18 protein-coding genes and 1 pseudogene are annotated in these 24,366 nt (G+C 51.7%); 11 read left to right on the top strand and 8 right to left on the bottom strand.

The genetic code is table 11. The annotated features are described in order from the left end of the window. Nucleotides 1-7: 7 nt before the first annotated feature. Both DTHIO_RS20085 and DTHIO_RS16440 read left to right on the top strand, forming a co-directional pair. On the top strand, nt 8-1,162 hold the full coding sequence (locus DTHIO_RS20085) for a response regulator (protein ID WP_008871390.1): 1,155 nt from the start codon (nt 8-10) through the stop codon (nt 1,160-1,162). 68 nt (nt 1,163-1,230) lie between these two features. Beyond that, nucleotides 1,231-2,466: an EAL and HDOD domain-containing protein gene (locus DTHIO_RS16440; RefSeq protein ID WP_008871389.1), complete on the top strand. Its 1,236-nt coding sequence runs from the start codon at nt 1,231-1,233 to the stop codon at nt 2,464-2,466. Between the two features lie 175 nt (nt 2,467-2,641). On the opposite strand, the gene DTHIO_RS16435 is transcribed toward DTHIO_RS16440, so the two are convergent. Both DTHIO_RS16435 and DTHIO_RS16430 read right to left on the bottom strand, forming a co-directional pair. Continuing rightward, entirely contained in the window at nt 2,642-3,211 is a 570-nt protein-coding gene (locus DTHIO_RS16435; protein WP_008871388.1) for a cysteine hydrolase family protein, read from the bottom strand. A gap of 50 nt (nt 3,212-3,261) precedes the next feature. Then, on the bottom strand, nt 3,262-3,876 hold the full coding sequence (locus DTHIO_RS16430) for a TMEM165/GDT1 family protein (protein WP_008871387.1): 615 nt from the start codon (nt 3,874-3,876) through the stop codon (nt 3,262-3,264). Between the two features lie 612 nt (nt 3,877-4,488). Between DTHIO_RS16430 and DTHIO_RS16425 the strand changes: the two genes are divergently transcribed. Together DTHIO_RS16425 and DTHIO_RS20080 are read left to right on the top strand one after the other, a co-directional pair. Next, nucleotides 4,489-6,396: an FAD/NAD(P)-binding protein gene (locus DTHIO_RS16425; protein ID WP_161598695.1), complete on the top strand. Its 1,908-nt coding sequence runs from the start codon at nt 4,489-4,491 to the stop codon at nt 6,394-6,396. A 116-nt stretch (nt 6,397-6,512) separates the two neighbouring features. Next, complete coding sequence (locus DTHIO_RS20080) at nt 6,513-10,073, top strand: PAS domain S-box protein (protein WP_008871385.1); 3,561 nt, start codon at nt 6,513-6,515, stop codon at nt 10,071-10,073. Nucleotides 10,074-10,088: 15 nt separating this feature from the next. On the opposite strand, the gene rpe is transcribed toward DTHIO_RS20080, so the two are convergent. The 4 genes and pseudogenes from rpe to tkt form a co-directional block, all read right to left on the bottom strand. After that, on the bottom strand, nt 10,089-10,766 hold the full coding sequence (gene rpe / locus DTHIO_RS16415; protein ID WP_008871384.1) for a ribulose-phosphate 3-epimerase: 678 nt from the start codon (nt 10,764-10,766) through the stop codon (nt 10,089-10,091). 51 nt (nt 10,767-10,817) lie between these two features. Continuing rightward, on the bottom strand, nt 10,818-11,744 hold the full coding sequence (locus DTHIO_RS16410) for a phosphoribulokinase (protein WP_008871383.1): 927 nt from the start codon (nt 11,742-11,744) through the stop codon (nt 10,818-10,820). Nucleotides 11,745-11,774: 30 nt separating this feature from the next. Continuing rightward, nucleotides 11,775-12,764, bottom strand: a complete 990-nt coding sequence (glpX, locus tag DTHIO_RS16405; protein WP_008871382.1) for a class II fructose-bisphosphatase — start codon at nt 12,762-12,764, stop codon at nt 11,775-11,777. Between the two features lie 90 nt (nt 12,765-12,854). Further along, nucleotides 12,855-14,873, bottom strand: a pseudogene (gene tkt / locus DTHIO_RS16400) (transketolase); the annotation flags it as partial. A gap of 557 nt (nt 14,874-15,430) precedes the next feature. Here tkt and DTHIO_RS16395 point away from each other — a divergent pair. From DTHIO_RS16395 to DTHIO_RS16365, 7 genes are all read left to right on the top strand, one after another. After that, nucleotides 15,431-15,829 (top strand): Ros/MucR family transcriptional regulator, encoded by a 399-nt coding sequence (locus DTHIO_RS16395; protein ID WP_008871380.1) that lies wholly within the window; start codon nt 15,431-15,433, stop codon nt 15,827-15,829. A gap of 68 nt (nt 15,830-15,897) precedes the next feature. Next, nucleotides 15,898-16,977 (top strand): tetraacyldisaccharide 4'-kinase, encoded by a 1,080-nt coding sequence (lpxK, locus tag DTHIO_RS16390; protein ID WP_161598694.1) that lies wholly within the window; start codon nt 15,898-15,900, stop codon nt 16,975-16,977. An 8-nt stretch (nt 16,978-16,985) separates the two neighbouring features. Then, nucleotides 16,986-19,094 (top strand): ribonuclease R, encoded by a 2,109-nt coding sequence (gene rnr / locus DTHIO_RS16385; protein WP_008871378.1) that lies wholly within the window; start codon nt 16,986-16,988, stop codon nt 19,092-19,094. After that, nucleotides 19,084-19,929 (top strand): lipopolysaccharide kinase InaA family protein, encoded by an 846-nt coding sequence (locus tag DTHIO_RS20075; protein WP_008871377.1) that lies wholly within the window; start codon nt 19,084-19,086, stop codon nt 19,927-19,929. The genes rnr and DTHIO_RS20075 overlap by 11 nt, the downstream gene beginning before the upstream one ends. 7 nt (nt 19,930-19,936) lie before the next feature. Next, nucleotides 19,937-20,536 (top strand): YrbL family protein, encoded by a 600-nt coding sequence (locus DTHIO_RS16375; RefSeq protein WP_083804027.1) that lies wholly within the window; start codon nt 19,937-19,939, stop codon nt 20,534-20,536. Between the two features lie 52 nt (nt 20,537-20,588). Beyond that, nucleotides 20,589-21,284 (top strand): hypothetical protein, encoded by a 696-nt coding sequence (locus DTHIO_RS20070; RefSeq protein WP_008871375.1) that lies wholly within the window; start codon nt 20,589-20,591, stop codon nt 21,282-21,284. 142 nt (nt 21,285-21,426) lie between these two features. Beyond that, nucleotides 21,427-22,188, top strand: a complete 762-nt coding sequence (locus DTHIO_RS16365) for a lipopolysaccharide kinase InaA family protein (protein ID WP_208596431.1) — start codon at nt 21,427-21,429, stop codon at nt 22,186-22,188. 26 nt (nt 22,189-22,214) lie between these two features. Here the strand turns inward: DTHIO_RS16365 and DTHIO_RS16360 are convergent, their stop codons facing one another. Both DTHIO_RS16360 and DTHIO_RS16355 read right to left on the bottom strand, forming a co-directional pair. Further along, nucleotides 22,215-23,285 carry a glycosyltransferase gene (locus DTHIO_RS16360; RefSeq protein WP_337833171.1) on the bottom strand — a complete coding sequence of 357 codons (1,071 nt, stop codon included), beginning with the start codon at nt 23,283-23,285 and terminating at the stop codon, nt 22,215-22,217. A gap of 181 nt (nt 23,286-23,466) precedes the next feature. Then, entirely contained in the window at nt 23,467-24,300 is an 834-nt protein-coding gene (locus tag DTHIO_RS16355; protein WP_008871372.1) for a hypothetical protein, read from the bottom strand. Nucleotides 24,301-24,366 lie beyond the last annotated feature (66 nt).

The raw sequence follows: 24,366 nt of genomic DNA, 5'->3' as shown, positions 1-24,366 counted from the left end.
GGATCACATGCTGGACAAAGAAAAGACTATTCTGGTGGTTGATGACATCCAACCCTCACGGGAAACAGTAATCAACTGCCTGCGTGTTCTGGGGTACAAAAATACCAGGGAAGCAGCAGACGGGAAAGAAGCCCTGGAAGTACTCGAGAAGAGTCAAGATATTCAACTGGTTATCTCAGACTGGAAAATGCCCCGTATGAACGGGGTTGATCTCTTGCGCAGCATGCGCTCTGAATCCAGGTGGGAGGACCTTCCCTTTATTTTTTTGACATCAAAAAGTGAATCCGAAGATGTGGCCGAGGCTTCAGATCTTGGAGTCACCGAATACATGATCAAGCCCTTAAGCATTGATGTGTTCGCGGAAAAAGTGGATTCCCTGGGCTCTGGCAACCCGCGCCAGAAACTCTCCACTGTGCTCAAGGGAGTAAAAAAGGACTGTTCCCGAAAAGATTTCAGCCGGGCTGTAACCAGGTTGACAGGATTGCTGGAAGAACTGCCTTCCATGAGGTCGCGAATCTATTTTGAGATGGCCAGTGTGTATTTTCAGGCAGGAGAAATCAAGCGGGCCAGGGCTGTTGTGGAGCAGGCCCTGAGCATCAATCATCTCCTGGGAAAGGCCTGGTTTCTAAAAGCCGAGCTGGAAAAAGAAGAACAAAACTGGCAAGAGGCCAGAGCCAGCCTTAACAGGGCCCTGGAAATACAGCCACGTAATGCGGACTATTTTTTATGCCTGGGCGATACCTTGTTGTATCTGGAGGACAACATGAAAGCCAGGGAAAGCTTTCAAAGAGCTATGAATATCGCTCCGGAAGAGGACTGGATAAAGACAAGGACCTGGGACATATATTTAAAACACGATCTTTGCCGGGAAGCGGAAGCAAGTTTCGGGTCTCTTCTCATTAATTGCCTGAGTTCTGATGTCCTGAACAACTACGCAGTTGCCCTGAGAAAAAAGGGCGAAATGGCCCGGGCTGTGGAGCTTTATGCGGTGGCCCTGAAAAAAGACCCGGACAACCCCGGACTGTTGTTCAATGCCGCTGTTTCGGATTATTACAATGGTAATTTCAGACGTGCAGTAAATCGCCTGGAAAGGGCAATAGAGCTGCAACCGGGATTTGCACAGGCTGAGGCGTTTCTCAAGAAGCTTACCAAAGAGAGTTAGGTCGGGTTTATTTATGCCGGCTTTTTCGAACTTGATAGGTAAACAGGTACAGCCGAACTGGAGAGAGTGTGGAAGTACTGCAGCACCATCCTGTTTTTGTGGCCAGACAGCCCATCTTTACTCGTAATGACCGGGTGCATGGGTATGAACTGCTCTTCAGGGACGGGCAGATGCAGCAGTCAGCAAATGTTGTCGATCCTGTTCAGGCCACCCTGGATGTTATATCCTACGGCTTTGACCTGGCTGCTTCAGCCATGGGCAGGCCAAAGCCTGTATACATCAATTTTCCCCAGCCCCTGCTGCTTGAAAGAAGTGCTTTGGCCCTGCCGGCGGATCAGTGCGTGGTGGAAATCCTGGAGACAGTCCGCCCGGACCCTGAGGTCATTGAGGCCTGCCTGGATCTGAAAAAGAGAGGATACAGGCTGGCTCTGGACGATTTCTTCGGGCAGCAGGGGTATGAAGAACTTATCGAGCTGGCCGATGTAGTCAAGGTGGACATCCTCAAGATGCATCCAAAAGAAATCAAGAAAATCGTAGAGTACCTCTCGGAAAAAAAGGTGCGCATGCTGGCGGAAAAGATAGAACACGTCAAAATCTACCAGTATTGCAAGCAGATGGGCTTTAACCTGTTTCAGGGTTTTTTCTTCTGCTCGCCTCAGCTTATGTCCGGATGCAAACTGACACCCAATCAGAGTTCCAGGCTGGAGTTGTTCAAGAAGCTGTCACAGGAGGAGGTGGAGCCAAAACAGATAGCCAGGATTATCCAGGAAGATGCGGCCCTTAGCTACCGCCTGCTCCGGTATATCAATTCAGCTTTTTTCGGTTTTAGAAGCAGGATCAGTTCCATTGAGCATGCAGTGAATCTTCTGGGGATATTACAGGTTTCCCAGTGGCTGAAAGTGGTCATCCTGTCAGACTTGAGCACCACCGCTACCGGCCAGGAGACTTCCAGGCTGGCTGCCCAGAGGGGGAAGTTTCTGGAGTTATTGTCAGACAGTCATCCCGAGCCTCCGTTTCAACCGCATACCATGTTTCTGCTGGGTCTTTTTTCTCTGCTGGATGCCCTGCTGGGTCAGCCAATGGAAGATATTCTTCAGGATCTGCCCCTTCAGGAAGAAGTGAAAAAAGCTCTGGCAACAAGCGACACACCTTTTTTCCCCTGGATCAGGCTGGTCAAGTGCATGGAAAAGGGCTACTGGGATGATGTGTTCACCGGCTGTCAGGAACTGGGGCTAAAACAGGAGGAAGCAGCCAGTGTGTATAATGCTTCAGTTGTCTGGACCTCCCGGTCCCTGCTTAAATGACCGGAATAAAATCGTAACCATTCAGGGGGCAGGTGCCGGCCAGGGGGACAGTCCCGCACTTATTTTTTGATGAACCATTTTCACCTGTTGGCGTTGGAAAAATAAGTGCGGGACAGTCCCCCTGGCCTTATGCCCTTAGTCAACACCAAGCATGCCCTGAATGGTCACATAAAATCTACTGCACCACCTGGCCCAGGGACAGGCATTCTATGCCCATATTCTGCATGTCTTCTATGTTGTTGTCGGCTATGCGCCTGGAACTGGCAGAGCAGGCATCTGTGACCACAACCACCCGGTAGTCCCTGGCCAGGGCGTCAACGGCAGTGGAACGGATGCAGTTGGGATACTGGGTGCCGGCTATGGCCAGGGTCTTAATGTTCAGGCGGCGCAGCAACAGGTCGAATTCGGTGAATAAAAAGGCACTGAAGCGCTTTTTTACCAGGATGTAGTCCTGGGGCTTTACTTCCAGTCCATCCACAATCTCAGCGCCCTTTGTCCCGGTTACACAGATGCCCCCCTTGTCCATAAAGAGCTGCAACCGGGTGTACTCGAGGTCGCTGGCGTCCTGGCGGTGGCCCCTGACAACATATATCACCGGCCACTTATTGTTTCTGAAGTGTTCGGCAAGGTTGCGGATGGCCGGGATGGTTTCCATGGCACCGGGGACATGACAGGGTGAACCGGGCAAAACTACATCGTTTTGCATATCGATAACGGCCAGGGCCGGGTTGTCCTTGAATGTCATATATACCTCAAGAGCAGCTGTTTTGCCTGGAACCTGCAATGCTGCATATTTTACTGCAGGTCCTCAAAAAAATTTGCCGGCTGGAAAAAACTGTTTTGGGGCAAAAGGCCTGCAGTATCCAGAAGAACCCAGCATCCAATCAAAAGAAAAAGGCTGCAGGCGGATATTTTGATGAATTTCATGGGCAGCCTGGCAGCAAAACGGGATCCAAGCCAAAGGGCCGGGGTAGTGACTGCAAGAATACCCAGGGTTGCCCCTGCCACCACAGGCCAGAAGGTTTCAAACGCCCCGGCCAGGGTGATTACGGCCAGCTGGGTCTTGTCCGCCATCTCCAGAAGGAAAAAGGCCAGGGCTGAGGCCAGAAAAATACTCCCTGTGGAACGCTGCTTAAAGTTTTTGTCATCTTCCGGGATAAGCACCCAGATAGCCATGACCAGAAAAACAGTTCCAACAATCCAGCCCTGCCATTCCGGGCTTATTATGCTGAACAGCCAGACTCCAAGAAGCGCGGACAAGGCCTGGTTGGTAAAAAGTCCAACAACCATGCCCCAGAAAACGGGCCATGGACGTTTGAACTGAACTCCCAGCAAAATGGCCAGGAAAAGGGAGCGGTCTCCCACCTCGGCTATACCTACGGCGAATAATGATGCAAGGAAGGCTTCCATAGAGGCGGTCCAGGGCCGGGCGGCAGTTTTCGAGAACCAGAGACACTGAATTCATTGCCCGGCCGGGTTGGATTCTGGGGCAGGCCCAGAAATCAAAATTCAGTGCCGCAGGTCTCGTCAGGCCAAAAAGGGCTGCGTACGCCACGGCTTTACCGCAGCCGATGATGTTGACGCACGCCTCCGCCCGTGTGAGCGAAGCGACTACTCCCCTGAAGTGAATTCACCTGAATCACAGTATGGAGGATTTGTCAATAAGGGGATTCTGGGATTCTGGGATTGGGAATTGGGAATTGAGGGATTGGGGAATTCAGGAATTGGGGAATTGGGGGATTGGGGGATTGAGGTATTCAGGAATTGAGGGAATTGGGGAATCGGGGGATTAAGAGATTCAGGAATTGGGAATTGGGGGGTTCTGGTAAGAATGTATGGGAGTGTGGGAGTATGGGAGTATGGGAGTGGAAGAGAAGGCATGGCATGGGGCATGGGGCATAGGGCATGGGGCATGGGGTTGGGGAAGAGAATGCGAAAGATGGAGGAGAGGATAATGGGGTGTTGCAAGATGGATGTGAAATGCCTAAAAGGGTGCAGGCAAAATTTTTTCAGGGGGAAGCCATGGAGTATAATATTGTCATTATTGGAGGAGGGCCCAGGGGGACTTACTGTTTAAGGCGTCTGTCTCTGGCGCTGGCTGCTGATCCTCCTGAAAATCCGGTGAATATTCACGTTGTGGAGAAATCCGGCAGGTTCGGGGGCGGTAATGTCCACAATGTAGATCAGCCGCACTACCTGCTTTTAAATACTGTTTCCTGTCAGATCACTGCTTTTGGCGATGATGATGCCCCGGCCAGGGCTGAAGAGTCCAGGAGGACCCTCTGCGGCTATCTGCAGGAGAAAGGGTATGACTATGGTGAAAATGATTATCCTCCCAGGGCGCTGCACGGGGAATATCTGGCCGAGTGTTTCAACTGGATGGAGGACAATCTTCCGCAGAAGGTCAGCCTTTACCGGCATGCAGCAGAAGCCGTTGATATCAAGACTGCAGAACAGGGGCTGCAGGAGGTGGTGCTGGATAATAATGAAAAAATCTGCGCCTGCGAGGTTATCCTGCTCACAGGGCATTCCAGAAACAGGATAGTACCGGGCAGCAGGGAGGAAAGATATCATCAGTTTGCACAAAAGCAGCAACAAAAAGGCGGCAATATTTCCTATGTTCACCTGGCCTATCCGATAGCTTCGCAGATGGAGCATATTCAGGCTGACCAGTCTGTCTACGTCATCGGCATGGGGCTTACTGCAACGGATGTAATCAGGGGGCTCACCCATGGCCGGGGAGGGCGTTTCAGTTCCGGCAGGTATATTCCCAGCGGGAATGAACCGCATATAATCCTGGGGTCCAGGCTGGGCCTGCCATATTGTGCAAGGGGTAAAAATCAGAAGACAGGGCAGTACCAGGCCAGGATATTCACCAGCAATCTTGTACACAGGCTGATACAGGAAAAGGGAAAACTGGACTTCAGAAAGGATCTTTTTCCGCTTATTCTTCAGGAAATGGAATATGTGTACTACAGCACTCTCATGGGCGATGAGTTCGGTCGAAAATATCTGCAATACCTTGATTCAGCTCAGAGGCAGGACCTGGTAAAAAGAGAGGTCAAGTCCACTGACAGGTTTAATTGGCAGGACCTGGCAAACCCGCTCTGGAAGCTGGAGGCCGCCAGAAAAAGCGGCAAGCCCCTTTTTGAATCCATGGAGCATTACACGGATTTTGTACTGAAGCAGATCGGTTTTGACCTTTCAGAGGCAAAAAAAGGCAATGTGGGCAGCCCGGTGAAAAACGCGGTGGATTCCGTACTTCGCGATCTGCGTGATACCCTGAGAAGTGCAGTGGATCATGGAAGGCTTACAGCGGATTCGCACCGGTATATGAAAAAGACCTTCGAGCGCACCAACAACCGCGTAGCTGTGGGGCCTCCCATTGAAAGTGTGCAGGAACTCTGGATCCTGGTTAGACAGGGTCTTGTTTCTTTTTCTGGCCCGTCTCCAGAGGTGCATGCAAATGAAGAAAAAGGGGTTTTCCAGGTGTCCAGCCCGGAAGTTCCCGGTTCCATAAGGGAGGTAAGCCATGTGGTCAACGGACGCATCCATGGCGTGGATACCAGAAACGATACTTCAACGCTTATGCAGAATCTGCTGAAGCGCAAAATGGTCCGCACTTTCACCAGTTCTGATCATACCGGAAGCTTCGAGATGGGCGGGCTGGATGTCACCCATGACTTTCAGCTTGTGGCGGCAGACGGAAGCGTCCATGAAAATATCTGCGCCCTGGGTATCCCCGTGGAAGGCAAGCTGTGGTTCAATGCAGCAGATGCCCGGCCAGATGTAAATTCCAACGCCATCACCCAGCTTGCCTACTGGTCCCGTAGTGCAGTGGAAAGAATACACCGAAGGGAACAAAGTGCAAAGCCGGGTCTGTCCCGGACTGAAGGAACTGAAGAACAATTTGTAAGAGAAGAAACTTGAAATTTGAGCTACCAAATGAACTGTAACCATTCAGGTGGTCCTCGGTGGTGACTAATGGCCGGTACCTGCCCCTTGAATGGTTACAATGAACTGAGCATACTCAAGTGGAGAAATGCATGCCCGAAAACAACTCACCTGTAAATAACCCCTCCCAGGCTCAAGGCAGCCCACTAACAGATGATATTTTCATGAGCGCCCCCATAGGCATATTGACTGTAGACCCCGGGGGAATGCTGTTGAGCGCAAATCCTGCCCTGGCCCAGATACTTGGGTACAGTGATCCGCAGGATATTTTAGATAAAACCGGGGGTACAGCATGGCAAAGCTTTGCAGATGCCAGGGACTGGCAGGGACTTTACCGCATGCTGGAGGCGGACAATGAGGTCGCCAATTTCGAGTGCCGCCTTCTGTGCCGGGACAACAACCCCTTGTGGGTCTCCATCACTGCCGGGGCAATCAGGGATGACACCGGCAGGCTCATGTATATCCGGGGGTTTGTCACGGATATCTCCGAGCGCAAACTGGCGGAAAACGCCCTGCGCAGAAGCGAGGAAAGATACCGCATGCTTTCCGAAAGCACCAATGACTTTATATTTTCCTGCGTAGAGGGCCAAACAGGACACAACCTGGAATGGCTGGCCGGGGCGGTGGAAAAAATAACCGGGTACAGCGTGGAAGATATCCTGGCCAATCAGTGCTGGTCATTTCTGGTGCATCCTGAAGACCGGTATCTGTTCCGGGAGCATATCACAGAATGTGAACCGGGTCAGACAAAGGAGTGTGAGCTAAGGATATTGCGCCGGGATGGCCAGACCTGCTGGCTTCAGGTTGCCAGCTCCTGCTTTCTGGAAGATGAAAGGGGCTCAAAAAAAGTATACGGTGCCTGCAGGGATATAACCGGGAAAAAAACAGCGGAAAAGGCTCTGCAGGAGAGCGAATTCAGGTACAGGAACCTGTTTGAGAAGTCCACGGAAGGGGTGTTTTTGCATGACCTGGAGGGCAATATCCTGGACGCCAATGAGTCCGCCTTAGAAATGTTCGGCTATACCAGGGAAGAGTTGATCAGGCTGCATCCATCCTCCCTGGTGCATCCGGAAGAAGTGCAGCAGGTCCGGGAGGAGTTTGAGGATATAAAACGAAACCAGTCCAGGTTTTCGGAACATCGCTGCCTGCGCAGTGACGGCCGGGAGATCATGGTCATCACCAGGGGCAGGCTGGTGAGCGAAAACATGATCCAGGGCGTACTACGTGATGTTACCCGGGAGAGACAGCAGGAAAAAGCCCTGCGTGAAAGCGAGGAATATATCCGCACTATCATGGAAGTGCTGCCGGACATCGTTATCAAGACCAACTTACAGGGCGTATGCCTGGATGTTCTTGGTGATTTCCAGGCCAAACTGTACCGTCCAAAGGAAGAGGTCCTGGGCAGATACATTCCGGATGTGGTTCCTGAGGAGGTAGGCACCAGGTTTATGCAGGGTGTAAATAATGCCCTGACAACCGGGGATCTGCAGATGGTTGAGTATGAGTTAGAAATAGATTCCCGGACCTTTTATTTTGAATCGCGCATTATGCCCCTGAATGAAGAAGAGGTGATAGCCCTGATACGCGACATCACCGAAAACCGCAGGGCTCTGGCTGCCCTGGAGGAAAGCGAGAGCAGGTACAGGCAGCTTTTTCAGGAATCCCCGGCCTCTATGCTGGTGGAGGATTTTTCTCAAGTCCAAAAACGCCTTGGTGAAATAAAAAATCAGGCAGACGGAGAGCTTGATTCTTTTTTGAAGGAAAATCCGCAGTTTGTCCAGGAAATGGCTGAACTGGTCCGGATAGTTGATGTAAACCAGACAGCTCTCAAGCAGTTTCATGCTGCATCCTTAGAAGAATTCACCAGGGGAATAGCCACGGTTTTTGCCCGGGATTCCTGGCAGGAATTCATGGGAGAGCTTGCGGCTGTTTTTCATGGGGAGAAGTCTTTTTTCACAGAAAAAAGGCTTCAGAACCTAAACGGTGAAATCAGAAACGTGCAGCTGAAGTGGTCGGTGATGCCCGGGTGCGAACAGGATTTCTCCAGGGTACTGGTGTGCATTGTGGATATTACCGGGCTTAAAAGTATTGAAGAGGATCTAAGGCACAAGAATATGCTTTTAAACGGCGTTCTGGACAATATGCCGGACTTTATGAGCGTCAAACTGCCGGATCTGACCGTGGTGCGTTATAACAGGACAGGCTATGAACTCCTGGGCATGGATGAAAATGAGGTTCAGGGGAAGAAGTGTTATGAACTTATGAATCAGGAATTTCCCTGCCAGCCCTGTGCCACCCTGGATGCACTGAAGAGAGGAGGGCAGGCGGACCATGAGCTTTATTTTCCGCAGTTTGAAAGGTATTTCAGCTGCCGGGCCAATCCCATCCTGAATGAAGAGGGCAGGGTGGAGTACGTGGTGGAGCTTTTGCGCGATATCACCCAGAGGAAGGAGTCGGAGGCGGAGCTTCAAATGGCCTGGGAAAAGGCTGAAGCCGCCAATAAAGCCAAGAGCGAGTTCCTGGCCAATATGAGCCACGAGATCCGGACTCCCATCAACGGCATAATGGGGGGACTGCAGCTTCTTGAAGCCACCAGCCTGGACCATGAGCAAAAGCAGCTGGTGGAGATGGGTATTGCCTCGGCCAGGCGTCTCACCCGCCTGCTCACGGACATCCTGGATCTTTCCAGAATTGAAGCGGGCAAAATGGAAATCCGCAAAGCCGATTTTGAAGTGGACAGGCTCTGCACGTCCATTGAGGACCTTTTTGCGGCCAGCGCAGCAGAAAAAAACGTGCGCATCTCATGTACTCTCGACCCCCGGCTGCCTCCAATACTTGCAGGAGATGATGCCAGGATACAGCAGATACTCTTGAATCTGGTGGGCAATGCCCTGAAATTCACTCATGACGATACTGTAGAGTTGCACTGGCATTTGCTGCGCCGACAGGGAAATGAACTCCGGGTGCTCATATCCGTGGCGGACTCAGGACTTGGGATATCCGATGAGAAGCTTGGCGAAATCTTCAATCCTTTTGTCCAGGCCGACGGGGCCTTTACCCGCAATTTTGAGGGGGCCGGGCTGGGGCTGTCCATTGTGGTCAGGCTGGTGCAGATGATGGGAGGCAATATATCTGTGGAAAGTACTCCAGGTGAGGGCAGCACTTTTTATGTCTCCCTGCCCCTGGAAGCGGGTTCTGGTGAAAGTGCAGGGGAGAATAAAGAAAACATCCAGGTAAAAGCCGGATCACCGGGCCTAAGGGTTCTTCTGGCCGAAGACGATCCTTCCAACCGTTTTTTCATGCAGAAGGTGCTCGAAAGGGAGGGGCATATCCCCCTTATTGCGCAAAACGGGCAGGAGGCCCTGGAGCAGTTTCAAAAACATGCTTTTGACTGTATTCTCATGGACATAAATATGCCGGTCATGGATGGCATGGAAGCGACAAAAGAAATAAGAAGGCTTGAAGCCGGGGGTTCCAGGCAGGAAGAAGATGGCACTTATCCGGCAATCCCCATTATTGCCCTGACTGCACATGCCATGGGCGGAGACCGGGAGCGTTTTCTGGAGATGGGTATGAATGACTACCTGTCCAAGCCTGTACAGGTACAGGAACTGCGCACTGCTTTGGACAAAATAACCCCGGATGACTCATGAACCCCGGAGAGTGTGTCAGCCCTGATCTCTGGCTGCATTTATAAAAGTCTTCAGCCTTTCCCTGTACGGGGGGTGGGCAAAGAAGGCCGAGCCCGAGACCAGCACGTCAGCCCCGCACTGGACAAGCTCTCCGGTGTTTTCCGGGGTGACCCCGCCGTCCACCTGGATAAGTGTCTTGCAGTCACGGGCGGCTATCATGGACTTGAGCCTGCGGATTTTCTCCATGCTGAAGGGAATGAATTTCTGCCCCCCGAAACCGGGGTTTACGCTCATGATGAGGACCATATCCAGCCTGGGAAGTACATACTCAAGGATTTCCAGCGGGGTGTGCGGATTCAGGGCTACTGCCGGCCTGGCCCCCAGCCTGGCTATCTCGGACAGGGTGCGCTCCAGGTGTCTGCAGGCTTCTGCGTGTACGCATAAAAGATCCGCTCCGGCCCGGACAAAATCTTCCAGGTAACGGTCGGGCTCCTCGATCATGAGGTGCACGTCGAAGAAGAGCCTGCTTTTTTTGCGGCATCCGGCTATAATCGGCGGGCCAAAGGTTATATTGGGCACGAATGACCCGTCCATGACGTCCCAGTGCACCCAGGTAAGGCCGGCTTCTTCCAGGGCACTCAGTTCCCCGGCCAGATTGCTGAAATCCGATGCCAGAAGTGAAGGAGATAATATAAGTTCCTGCTGGCTCTTCATGTTTGGACCTCCGGCATTGCTCTTCAGGCAATACCATGGTGTGATTGTTTGTCAACGGTTTATCTTCAGCTTGTGCAGGCAGAAGCCGACAAGCAGCTGGGCCAGAGCCAGGGGGTAGCTTTTCCGGGGGGTCTTGCCCTCCAGGTAGCGACCTATGTTTTCAAGGCTCGTGGGTCCTGCTTCGGACAGGTGCTCCAGGATGAGCCTGGACGTGTATTCCAGTGTGTCCTGACTGATGTTGCCCTGGATATGCAGAAGGTCAACCGGGGTGCCCGAGTCCCTGCCCAGAGTGAAGGACAGGCAGTTTTCATCCGCTTCCTGGTCCTGGTCAATGAACTGGGAAAAATCGGGGTATCTGATGGTGGGCCGCAATATGAGCCTTGCGTTCAGCCTGCTTCCGGTTTCCCCGGGCAGTTCCGGCGGTGGGTAAAAGTTGAGCACAATATCGGCATGCTCCCGCTGGGGACGGATATAACGGGTGGACAGTTCAGCCCTTCGGTGCAGGGTGTTTTTGGCCTCTCTTTCGCTATAGCCGCGCTCACTGGTGTCGCGCTGTATCTTCCATGTTTCCCGAAGGAAATCTTCGGGATCAAGATAGATCTTGACGTCGAACATTTCCCGCAGTTTTTTGATGTGAAACGCAAGCAGTCCCTCCACAACTATGAAATCAGCCGGCTCTACATATTTGAACCGGGAAAAATCACCTTTGCTGTGGTCGTATACTGGCTTGAGTATGGCTTTACCCCGGCGCAGTTCAGCTATGTGGCTCTGCAGAATATCCAGGTAATTGCAGTCCGGGTGCAGGGCGGAAAGGTTTTGCTCCTTGCGCTCTTCCCGACTGTACTTGTGGTAATCGTCAATACAGATGCCGGTGACGATTTCATTGCCCAGGATCTGCCTGATGCCCCTGGCCAGGGTGGTCTTGCCGGAACCGCTGTCCCCGGCGATTCCCAGGATTATGGGTTTGGTCCTTCGCATTCACATCTCGCAAGCTGTAACTTGTTGAAATTACTTGTACTTGATGGCGCTTATGCGCATTAGTTTTTCAAAGGAGTGCAGGGATTCTATGCGCCTCAATGTACCTGTTTTGCCCCGCATGACCATGGAACGGGTCAAAGCTCCCTGTCCGGTGAAGCTGACCCCCTGCAGGAAAGTCCCGCCGGAAATACCGGTGGCGGCGAAGAAAACATCCTCGCTCTGGATGAGATCGCGCACAGTAAGCACCCTCTTGAGGTCGTAGCCTGCACTCAAAAGGTTTTCTTTTTCCTGTTCCGACTGTGGGTCAAGGCGGCACTGCATTTCCCCGCCCATGGAGATTATGGCCGCTGCAGTAAGTACGCCTTCAGGAGTGCCTCCAGTGCCCATCATTACGTCCACGTCTCCATCAGGGCTGACTGCCATAAGGGCCCCGGCAACATCCCCGTCGGTGTGCAGCTGAATGCGGGCCCCGGCCTGCCGGATATCTTCTATGAGCTGCTTGTGGCGGGGCTTGTCCAGGACAAAGACCACCAGGTCGTCCACAGATTTGCCCAGAGCAGAGGCAATGGCCTTGAGGTTGTCCTGCACCGGCGCGTTTATGTCCACATGCTCCCTGGCCTGGGAAGGCACGGCAATTTTTTGCATATAAAAGGCAGGACCGGGGTCATACATGGTCCCTCTCGGAGCCAGGGCCACAACGGAAATGGCATTGGGCCGGCCATAGGCCAGAAGCTTGGTGCCTTCCACAGGGTCAACTGCCACGTCCATCCCAGGGCCGTTTCCGGTGCCCAGGGATTCTCCGTTGTAAAGCATGGGCGCCTTGTCTTTTTCACCTTCGCCAATGACCACCACGCCCTTGATCTCTATGGCGTTGAAGCTCAGGCGCATGGCATCCACAGCTGCCATGTCCCCTTTTTTGTTATCTCCCTTGCCCAGCCAGCGCGAGGAGGCCAGGGCGGCCGCCTCGGTGACCCGGACCAGATCCAGGGCAAGGTTTCTTTGAGGTTCTTCCTGGTTCATGAAGTATCCCCCCTTTTTTGTCATTTAATCTGGCGGCCATGGCCACATTTAATCTGGCGGCCATGGCCGCTGCATGGTTTTTAAATTTAATTACTGCTGCAGCATATCCAGAAGTTTTTGGGCAATGTCTGTGGAGGTCATCTTGAAGTAGGGGAAAAGAATGCTGCCCGGGGCGGATTCCCCGAAACGCTCAATGCCGTAAGCCTCTCCCCGGCAGCCAAGCACCTGATGCCAGGATGCTCCTGCTCCTGCCTCCACCGCCAGCCTGATCTCCACCTCCCGGGGCAGGACCTCTTTCTGGTAGTTGATGTCCTGGGACATGAAGAAATTGATGCTGGGCATGGAAACCATTCTTATCCTGCGCCCTTTTGCTCCAAGTTCTTTGGCAGCATCAAGGGCAGGCTCCACCTCGGAGCCGGAGGCCAAAATGATGGCCTCGGGAGTTCCTTCACAGTCCAGCAGAATGTATCCTCCGCGCCTGATATTTTCCAGCTGTGTAGTGGAGCGCTGCATGGGCTTTAGCTTGTGCCGGGAGAGAACCAGGCAGGTGGGACCGTCATTTCTTTTCAGGGCACTATGCCAGGCCACTGCAGTCTCGACAGTGTCGCAGGGCCGCCACACGCTCATATTGGGGATCAGCCTGAGAGAAGCCGTATGTTCGATGGGTTGATGCGTGGGGCCGTCCTCGCCCACCCCTATGGAGTCATGAGTCAGGACATGGATGCAGCGAAGCCCCATCATGGCCCCCATGCGCAGGGAATTGCGGGAGTAGTCGGAAAACACCAGAAATGTTCCGCCAAAGGGGATAAAGCCGCCGTGCAGGGCCAGGCCGTTCATGATGGCACCCATGGCGAACTCGCGCACTCCGTAATAGATATAATCCCCGTCTTTGTTTTTTTTGGATACCGGCCTGGCTCCGGTGCGCATGGTCTTGTTGGAACCGGTGAGATCGGCGGAGCCGCCTAGCATTTCCGGAAGCTCTGCTGTAAGGACGTCAATGATTTTGTGTGAGGCTTTGCGTGTGGCCAGGGGCTGTTTGTCCTGGTCGAAATTTTTTATCATCTCCGAGACGGTCTGATCCAGGTTGCCGGGTAAATCTCCGGCAATACAGCGCAGAAATTCGCGGGCTTGTTCCGGGTATGCCGCCTGGTACTCTGCGAATTTGCTGTTCCATTCTTCTTCCAGGCGGGCACCGCGCTCACGGCAGTCAAAGGCCTGATAAATGTATTCAGGTATTTCAAAGGCAGGATGTTCCCAGCCCAGGTTGGCCCTGGCAGCCTGGATTTCCCCGTCACCCAGAGGTGCTCCGTGGCAGTCGGCACTGCCGCAGAGATTGGGTGCCCCGTGGCCAATGACGGTTTTGCAGCAGATGAGACTTGGCCGCCGGGTTTCATTCCTGGCTTCCAGGATGGCGTTTTTGACTTCATCCTGATCATGCCCGTCCACCCCGGAGATGACATGCCAGCCGTAGGCAGTGAACCTGGAAGGAATGTCCTCGGTGAACCAACCAGAGACCTGACCGTCGATGGAAATTTCGTTGTCGTCGTAAAGGGCGATGAGTTTGCCCAGCCCCAGCGTGCCGGCCAGGGAGCAGGCCTCGTGGGAGATCCCCTCCATGAGACAGCCGTCGCCCAGAAAGGTGTAAGTATAGTGGTTGACAATATCCAGATTCTCCCGGTTGAAGCGTGCCGCCAGAATGGATTCGGCCAGAGCCATGCCCACGGCGTTGGCCAGACCCTGGCCCAGAGGGCCGGTTGTGGTCTCCACTCCGGGGGTGACGCCGTATTCGGGGTGTCCGGGGGTCTTGGAATGGAGCTGGCGGAAGTTGCGCAGATCGTTTATGCTCAGATCGTAACCGGTAAGGTGAAGCAAGGAGTAAAGAAGCATGGAGGCGTGGCCGTTGGAAAGCACGAAGCGGTCCCGGTCCGGCCATTTGGGGTTGGCAGGGTTGTGGGCCAGTATTTCCCGCCATAAGGGTACAGCCATGTCAGCCATGCCCATGGGCGCACCGGGATGGCCGGACTTGGCTTTCTGGACTGCGTCCATGCTCAGTACACGAATAGCGGTTGCTAGATCCTTGCTGGTGGACATTTCGGCTCCTTGTTTGAGGTTTTCGGGGTTGCTCGTTGCTCCTTAAAAAACTCCGGAACAAATTTCAACATCCGGATTCGGGAGGAAGAAATCTAGACGAATTTAATGGGTTCCCCAAAAGACAGCCTGAGCAAGCAAGGGATCAGCTGCACTCCATTTAAGTGGTGTCTGTCTCTAGTGTGCAAATCCTATACTTTAAATCATGGTTTATTGTTTTTAATTTTTCAGGATAGAATATTTTTATCGGTTATGTGTAATGCAGTGTTTTATTATGGCGGCTTTTGGGTTTACTTTTGCTGAAATTTGATGCAGAGTTGATTTTTATTCTGCATAAAATGCTATTTTCTTGTTGTCCATACCAGGGCGTTAATAAACATTGCCTTTCTTAAAATAAAGCAGCAAATAAGATGCCTTGCGCTTGTGCAGAGCCTTAGCAGCAAGAGGCTCAAGCCTGACTGGTGCAAGCGTGTAATCACGACAGCCGGATGTCTATCAGTCCTTAGGCCGCAAGGGCGCTGTACAGGGGCTTGAAAGGCCTGGCACGTATGTGTTCTGTTTATCAGGAGGTTTTTGATATGGAAGAATACTTAAAAGAGGCTCTGGAAATTGTTAAGGCTCAGGCCAGCGTGCGCAATATGACTGAAGAGGAGATGAGTGCCATGATCCTGGCGCTTTCCCGGGGTATCAGGGAAACGGCCAGGGAAATGCCGGGGGCAGCCTCCCAAAGCGCGGCACCAGGGGTGGATCCGGCCAGGGCCATCCGGGAGAAAAGCATCCTTTGCCTGGAATGCGGCAAGTCATTCAGGGTTCTTACGAAAAAGCATCTGGGCAAGCACGGCATGACCCCTGAGGAATACAAGGCCAAATGGGGATACAAAAAAAATACCTCTCTGGTGGCCAGGTCCCTGACCAGAAACAGGCGTAAGAGAATGCAGGAAATGCAGCTCTGGAAGAAAAGACAAGCCCAGGCTTGAGGTCGGTCTGCAAGGCTGAAGCTTCTACCCCGGCAGTGGTGAATCAATAAGCAGAAAGGGGGCAGGTGTTGTCGGATTGGTTGCCGGAATCGGGCATATTGAAAAATGCGGGGGACAGGGCCATGCATGCTGCTTCTCGTATTTATGCCCGGGCCATGAGCCTCAGGCAGCACTATCTGCTCAGGCGGGCCTGGACTGCTCCGGTGCCGGTGGTGTCGGTGGGCAACATCAGTATGGGGGGCACGGGCAAAACGCCGGTTTGCGCCTTTCTTTTGAAGCACCTGTTGGCATGGGGTCAAAGACCGGTTCTTTTGAGCAGGGGGTACAAGGCCAGGCCGCCGCATTACCCGCATCCGGTACATCCCCTGGATGATCCCGGCTGCTGCGGAGATGAGCCCCTGATGCTTGCGCAAATACCCGGACGCTTGCGGGTGGTGGTTGATCCCAGCCGCAAAAGGGCTGCCGGGTGGGCTTTGAGGCATTTACGCCCCAGTGTTTTTGTTCTTGATGACGGATTTCAGCACCTGCGCCTGCACCGGGACCTGGACCTGGTGCTGTTGACCGCCCGGGATTTGCAGGAGGACTGGGACAGGGTCTTTCCTGGGGGCAGGTGGAGGGAGGGGGTGCAGGCCCTGAAGCGGGCGGATTTATTTTTGGTGAATACCCGGGATAAGTCTGTGGACGAGATGAAAAGCTTGGCTGATGGCAGGCTGAGAGACTTCAGGAAACCGGTGATTTTTTTCAGGATAAAGGTCAACTCCCTGCAAAGATTGGGAGACAAAATATCAACATATAATATTCAAAGCAGGCAGTACCTGCTTATATCCGCCGTAGCCGGGCCTGAAAAAATTTTTTCTTCAGCCTGGGACTTCCTTGGCTATCCGCCAGTAAAACACCTGATTTTCCCTGATCATCATCCCCTGGAGCGTAGAGCTGTTCAGGAGATTTTCCAATCGGCCCGCAAAATGGGGGTGCAGGATGTATTGTGCACCGCCAAGGATGCTGTTAAACTAAGGCCTCAGGCCGGCCTGAATTTCTGGATTTTGCAGACGGGTTTATTGTTTTCGGAAAACGGGGAGGAAACTCTTCTGGAGGTTGTCAGGCATGCCTGCAGCGGGATTGAAAAACAGGTACGGCCTGACCCTTAAGGAAAAATATGAGTAAGAAACTGGATCAGAAAAAAGTGCTCAAGCACTTCAAGGCAATGAATAAGCCTCTGAGCATTCGCGAGATTCGCGACGGCCTGGGGGTGGACAAAAAAGAGGTCAGCAGGCTCAAGGATATTCTGCGCAACCTGCAGAAAGAGGGGCGTATCTTCAAGGCCAGGAAAACTTACTGTCTTGTGGATGAGTTGCCCGTGGTCAAGGCCGTGCTGGAAGTGCAGCGCTCCGGAGTGGGCTTTGCCGTGCCCTTTGACCAGCGGCGCAGGGATATTTTTATCCATCCCAAAAATTTCGGGGAGGCCTGGCACGGGGACACGGTGCTGGTTTCTGTTCTGCCCGGGGGCAGGGGCAAAAACCAGGAGGGCCGGGTGGTGCGCATTGTGGAGCGCGGCATCAAGCAGCTTCCGGCCAAGGTGATAAAGAAGATGAAGGCGGGCATGTACCTGGCCAGGCCGGCTGATCCCAAGCTGGATTTTTCCTTTATCCTGGAAGATGAAGGGGGCGAGCTTGGCCCCGGGGTCATGGTCCTGGTGGAGCCCGGGGAGCAGATGGAGTCCAGGCTGTGGTCCGCCGACATTCAAAATGTGCTTGGACCCGAAGACGACCTGGCTGTACAGGAGCAGGTGGTCAAGGAAAATCACCAGGTGCCGGTCAAGTTTCCCAAAGGTGTGCTTAAAGAGGCCGCCTCTCTTCCTTCAGAGCCAGCCCCTGAGGACATACAGAAAAGAAAGGATCTGACAGACCTGCCCTTTGTGACCATAGACGGGGCCCAGGCCAAGGATTTTGACGATGCCGTGCTGGTGGAAAAAAAAGGGGACGGCTACGTACTTTATGTGGCCATCGCCGACGTGTCACACTACGTACAGCCCGGCTCCAGAATGGATGTTGAGGCCCTGGACCGGGGCAATTCCTACTATTTTCCCCTGTCCGTGGAGCCCATGTTTCCGGAAAATCTTTCCAACGGCCTGTGCAGCCTGAACCCGGGCGTGCCTCGCCTGGTCATGACCGCCCAGATGCATTTTTCCAGCCAAGGCGTGCGGGAAAAGGCCAGCTTTTACCCTGCGGTGATCAAGAGCCACCACAGGCTTACCTATTCCCAGGTAAACAGTGCCCTGTACTTAGAGGACAAAAAGGTCCGGGAGGAGATTGCCCCAGTACTTTCCGGCCTGGAAACCGCTGATGAGCTGGCCAGAAAGCTGCTGGCCAGGCGGGAGAAAAGGGGCAGCATCGAGTTCGACCTGCCCGAGCCAGAGGTTCTGCAGAACCTGCGCGAGGGCACCCTGGAAATAATCGCCAAGAGCAGAAATTTTGCTCACCAGATAATCGAGGAGTGCATGCTGGCGGCCAACGAGGCAGTGGCCGAGTTTCTGGAGGAAAAAGAGGCTTTATTTCTGTACCGCATCCATCCCCCGGCGGACAGGGACAAGCTGGACGCCCTGTTTAAGCTTCTGGCCACCACGGAGCTTGGGCCAAGACTGCCCAAAGAGCGCGAGCCCAAGAGCCTGCAGACCCTGCTGGAGATAGCCAAAGACAGCGACCTGGATTTTCTGGTGAACCGCCTGGTATTGAGATCCATGATGCAGGCCAAATACTCCCCGGTGAATGAAGGTCACTTCGGCCTGGCTTCCAGGTGTTACTGCCATTTTACCTCGCCCATCAGGCGCTATGCCGACCTGGTGGTGCACAGGGCCCTGAAGCGCGAACTGGGCATGGATGTGCAGTTCAAGGCCAGGATGAAAAGCCTCAAGAAAACAGGCGAATCCTTAAGCTCCCTGGAAAGAAAGGCCGTGGATGCAGAGCGCGAAATCCTCAAGCGGGCCACCATAATATCTCTAAAGGATAAGACCGGGCAGAGCTTCAGCGGCATTGTGGCCTCTATTACCGATTTCGGCTTCTGGGTGGAGCTTACAGACATCATGGCCGAGGGCATGGTCAGGCTGTCTTCTTTAAGCGATGATTACTACGTCTTCAGGCAGGAAAAACAGGATCTTCTGGGTAGGCGCACCGGTAAAAGGTTTTACCTGGGCCAGAAGGTGCAGGTGGTGCTGCAAAGCGTCAGCCTTGAGCGTCTGGAAGTGGACCTGGTGCTGGATGAAAGTTGATGAGTCCCTGTTTTCAGCCCTGCCATACAGGCCTGAGATTCTCAGGGAGAAAAACCTGTACGCAATGGGGCACCCGGATCTGGTTCCGATACTGAAAAAGCTGGCTGAAGAGCCGGACCTGGATTTGCCGGGACAATCGCAGGTGATCAAGGAACATCCAAACCTCATTGTCCAGACCAGCCTCCTTACAGACGATAATTTTCCCTGGCCCAGGCAGGTAATCAAGCAGTTCAGGTGGCGGGGCATACAGAATTATCTGGCCAGTCCCCTGAAAAAATCCAAAGCCGTCAAATCCTACCTGGCCGCCTGCCACCTGCTGAAGCACGGCCTGGGCACCCCCCTGCCCCTGGGAGCGGTGGAGGTGAGACGGTGGGGGTTTGTCTCTGGAAGCGCCTATCTCTGTGAATCTGTAGATGATTTTGTTGATTTGAAACAGTACCGCAAAGCCCTGCCCGATGGAAAAATATATATGGAAAAGGTCCTGCAGATGCTGGCCGGGTATACTCTGCGTATGCACGACACTGGGATGATGCACAAGGATCTTAATCTTAGAAATTTTTTGCTTGCAGGTCCCAGAGGTGACTACAGTCTGTATCTGGTGGATCTTAACAGGGCCTGGTGCAGGAAGAGTGTTCCTTTGTGGTTCAGGGCCATGGATCTTTCCAGGCTGGATTTAAAGCACTGGTATCCGCAGTTTTATAAATATTACTGCCAGGGCAGGTTCCATGAAAAGACCATTTTGAAAATGGCTGCATGGACCAGAACCTGGCGGCGGCAGTGGCGCAGGATGGCTGTGGGGAGCAGTGATCTGCGGCATAAAATCGGCATGAAATAAGTCAGTTGTGAACAAAAATACACTCAATCTGCATGACGGGCTGTTGCTGGCAACAGGAAGTGAGCGCCGGTGCTATATGCATCCAGACTCCACTGGACACTGCCTTAAAGTGCCCATTAAGCCAGGACTGGGCAAAAACTGTCCGCAATGCCGACTTGATGTTTACATTGCTGCCCGCTTGAAATCCAGAGGTGTTCCTTTTGTGCATACTGTCGACTGCCTGGGGTGGGTGGAGACCAATATGGGGCCGGCCATAATGCTGCAAAGGGTGCTGAACCAGGATGGCAGCCCATCCATGACCCTGAAGTCCGCCTTAGAACATGGTTTGCTGGATTGGAATATGGTCAAAGGCATGCTGTATGAACTGAGAACCTGGGCAATCCAGTATGCAGTAGTCATTTCTGAACTAAACATAAAAAACCTGATGCTCAGGACCGGGAGTGATGGAGACCGGCTGGTGGTGGTAGACGGCCTGGGGGGCAGGAAGCCGGACATGGTTTTTCACCTCCGAAGCCGAATACCCTGGATGGCCAGACATAAGACTCTGAAGCGCTGGCCCAGGGAATACAATAAAGTCAAGGATGCAGTCATGAACATACTCAAGTAGTGGTTCATGCGCAATCATTCAAAAGGGATGGCAGAGCCGGTCCCCGTAACACATGCAGCTTTTTTACAGGCAGAAAATGCGCAGACATGACAAGCTTTGTTCTGATATTTTAAGCAGTCTGAACATGAGGGTTAATCCCAGGGATATCAGGTACTTTGCCAAATACCGTCCGTGGCAGCGGAAGCTGCGGTTTCTAGAAAAAATCGGACTGAAAAGTATTTATCATTTCATCAGAAACGACAAGAAGATTATAATTACCGGAGGTCTGAAGCCCAGGTTGTTTTCCGAGCATTTTAAATACATTTTTTTAAAAGAACTGTGGGACAACAACCTGGACTATACCTGCACAAAAAGGTTTAAGCTGTTTAAAGACAGGATTGATGCAGGCAAAGAGATAGTGATGCCTGTTAAGGGGTATCGACTTAAAAACCTTGAGGACCTGGAAAGCTACTTTCAGGACTATGTCAGACTGCTTGAAAGTATGAGCGCTGAGGGTTTTCTTGCACAAAAAAGTAATGATGAACTGCTGGTAATCATAGGGGAAAAGGGGGAGCTGATTAAGACTTCAAGGGGACGGCACAGGCTGGCAGCTGCCCAGATTACCGGGATTGAAAGCATTCCTGTGAGAGTCCGGCATATTCATCAGAGCTGGGTTGAAATGCAAAAAGCAGGCAGGGCTGGTAAAGAAGGCCTGGCAGAAGACATTGCTCTATCCATGCAGAAAGTCAGAGAAATGTACAGCAGTTAAGACAAAATAAGCTGCAGTAATGGAGCTTGCTCCTGAGACTGCTGATTAAGCTATGCCTGATTTAATTTTTAAAAATAAAGTCAGTTTCAGGGGCTGGTTTGTTTATTTTGACGGCACGCTCCCGTCACAGGATTTCCTGGACATGGTATTAGCCTGCGCCAGCAATAGTGATTGCAGTTTTACCAGGGTGGCTTCATCCCAGAACGCCCGGGTTTATCAAGCTTCTATGCAGGTTCAGGACATTGTGAAGGAGGTTTTTGTAAAGCACTACCTTTTCAGGTCCAGATTTGATCAACTCAAGCATTTTTTGAGAAGCAGCAGAGGCAAAAGAGCTCTGGAAGCTACCCTGATGCTTAGACACAATGGATTTTATGCTCCAAAGCCAGTCTTGCTTATGGAAAAGAGGTCTGGGCCTTTCAAGACCTCCAGTGTGTTTATATGTGAAAAAGTTGCAGGGGCCACCTCTTTAAAACATTTGCTGCAAAGTCTCAGTCAGAACAACTCTGCCAGGGCGTTGGGCAGTAAGCGCAGTCTCATACGGGATTTCGGCAGGACTGTGGGCCGGATGCACGCCAGGGGCATTGTGCATGGCGATACCCGTCTTAGCAATGTTATGGTTAAGGAGAAGGCTGGAAAATTTTTGTTCTGGTTCATTGACAATGAAAATACCAGGCAATTGCCAGTGCTGACTGCAAGGACGGTCTGTAAAAACCTGGACCAGATAAATATCCGGGCCAAAGTGAGCAATGCCGACAGGATGAGATTTTTTAGTGAATACTGCCGGGAAAGAGGTCTGAACCCTGCAGAATCCAGAAAAATGGCTGGAATGGTAATGGATAGAACCGCCAAGCGCCAGGACGAAAGAGCAGTCAGAAAACCTTGGAAAAAGGCGATATCAGGCTGAAAGTCTTTTTTGTTTCTGTGTTTTAATCAGGACATAAAGCGACTGAGTATCTTCTGGCTTCTTTTCTTCCAGGTAAAACCGTGCACTTTTTGTCTGGCGTTTTGAGCCAGGCTTGCTGCAAAATTTCGATCCTGCATAAGTACTTGAATCCACTCAGCCCATTGTTCAGGACTGTTGTCACTCAGAAGTGCATCCACACCCTGCGTAAACACCTCTCTGGCCACAGGAATATCCGATGCAAGTATGGGTTTTTCAGCAGACATGTATTCGAAAAACTTCAAAGGAGAATTTCCAATAACCCTTTCAGGGCTGTCCTCAACCATCAGTTTGCCGTCCCTACTGGTCCAGGATTTTTTCTGGTAAGGAGCAAGCAGTACATCAAAGGATTTTTGATATTGAACAGCCTTTTCCGGGGTGACAGGGCCGTGAAAAAATATATTGAACATGTTCGGGCATTGTTGCTCCCAGTAGTCAATTTCCGCAGGGCTTCCACCCACCAGATGAAAATCAGCATTTTTTAGTATGCCGGCTGTTTCAATAATGAGCTGAATGCCTTTCTCTGGTTTCAGACCGCCTACGTAACCTACATTGTAAGTATTCTGTCCGGGAAGCTGGTCCTTTAAAGAAGCGATGCTGTCGTAAAACTCGAGGTTGATACCATCATGAGCTACAAGGACTTTGTTTTCAGACAATCCGGGAAAAAGCCTGAGGTATTTTTCCCGGAGCACACCGCTAATGCATACCAGGCCTTTAAAGCTGTCCGAAGATAACACCCGCTTTAACCAGAACATCTCTTTGATTTTTTTTGGCATTTCATGGGCTTCATATATAATGGGCATGCCAAAAAAGCCTGCTATGGCCAGATATTTAAGATGGCGTCCAAAACAGATATCAAATTTTCTTCTTTTTAATAGATGCAAAAGAAACCAGTAGCTATAGAGTGAACTGATGCTTCCGCAGGATTTGTTTTGAGGCAGGAGCAATTCAAACTTTTCTGAAATGCCATAATACGAGAAAATATTCTGATGACCAGGATAATATTCAGTGCGGCGGGCAAAAAGGCTAACAGAATGGCTTGCATGAAAGGCCTGGCACATATTCATGACTTGAATGCTGTTGGCAGAAGTGGAGGGAATTTGGGAATGTGTCAGGTAAAGAATTTTCATACTTGCAAAAAAATTTCAGTTTCGAAAATAGTGATGTCTTTAAGTTTGTGCAGCAGGTTGCTGAGAACTGTTTTGGAGAGTTTCCCAGGGCATTATGTGTACTTGTGTATGATCATTTTCCTTTAGCAATCTTGAGCGCTTGAGTGTAGTCCTCTCTGTCCAAAGCTGAGCCCAGCAACCTAAGTCTCCAGGTCTTTTCCAGAAAATCCTCTGGAACATGCTGCTGAATAAGCTCCAATGAGACTGACTTTTGCTCTTTGAGCAGGGAGTTGTGCCAGTCAAGAATCCAGCCGAAGCCGGAACCAAGCAGTTCATTGTCGATAATCACCTTCCTGTCTGAAGCTTCCTGGCATATGATATTGGCAGGGCTAAGGTCCGGGTGAGAAATCCTAATGGGCAGGTGCGGCCTAAGTTCATCGAAACGCTTCTGCCATTCTTTAGTAAAGTCTTTGACAGGGGATAAAATACTCCATTTTGCTACCCGTGGATATAGATAGTTCTGGAGATAGCAAAACGACATGGCCTGTTCCTGCGCCAAATTGATAAGTTTTGGATCCTGCAAAAGTACCTGAATCATTGTCTCGACTGTTTTTTTTATACCGGCTTTGCTGGTCAAGGCAGATGTGCCATGAATCCATTCTTCGACAACATATGTGCCCTCTGATGCAATTATTCCAGGTAAAAAACTTTTTCCAAAAACTGTATTCTGAATTTTTTGCCGCAAATTTGTCTGGCGTTGTGAATGTGTCTCATAAATTTTAACTTTCCGTCCCTCCAGCATAGCACAAAAAGATAAGCGACCTGCTTTTGTCAGCCCAGGACGAGTCTCCTGGCCCAGCGGGCGTAAACAGGTAAACTCAGTATCTGCTATGACCATGCTGGAGTTATACAAAGCCTGAATTGACTTTTTTTTGAGCAGACCAATTAAACAGGTGCGTAATCCCATAACTTGAAGAGTAAAAAAGCTACATGTTTGAAAAATCGTCCAAAGTGTGCTTTTACTAGGCTGAGA

It is taken from the genome of Desulfonatronospira thiodismutans ASO3-1 (genome assembly GCF_000174435.1).
Taxonomy (GTDB): Bacteria; Desulfobacterota; Desulfovibrionia; order Desulfovibrionales; family Desulfonatronovibrionaceae; genus Desulfonatronospira; species Desulfonatronospira thiodismutans.
This window is presented reverse-complemented; position numbering and strand designations above follow the sequence as displayed.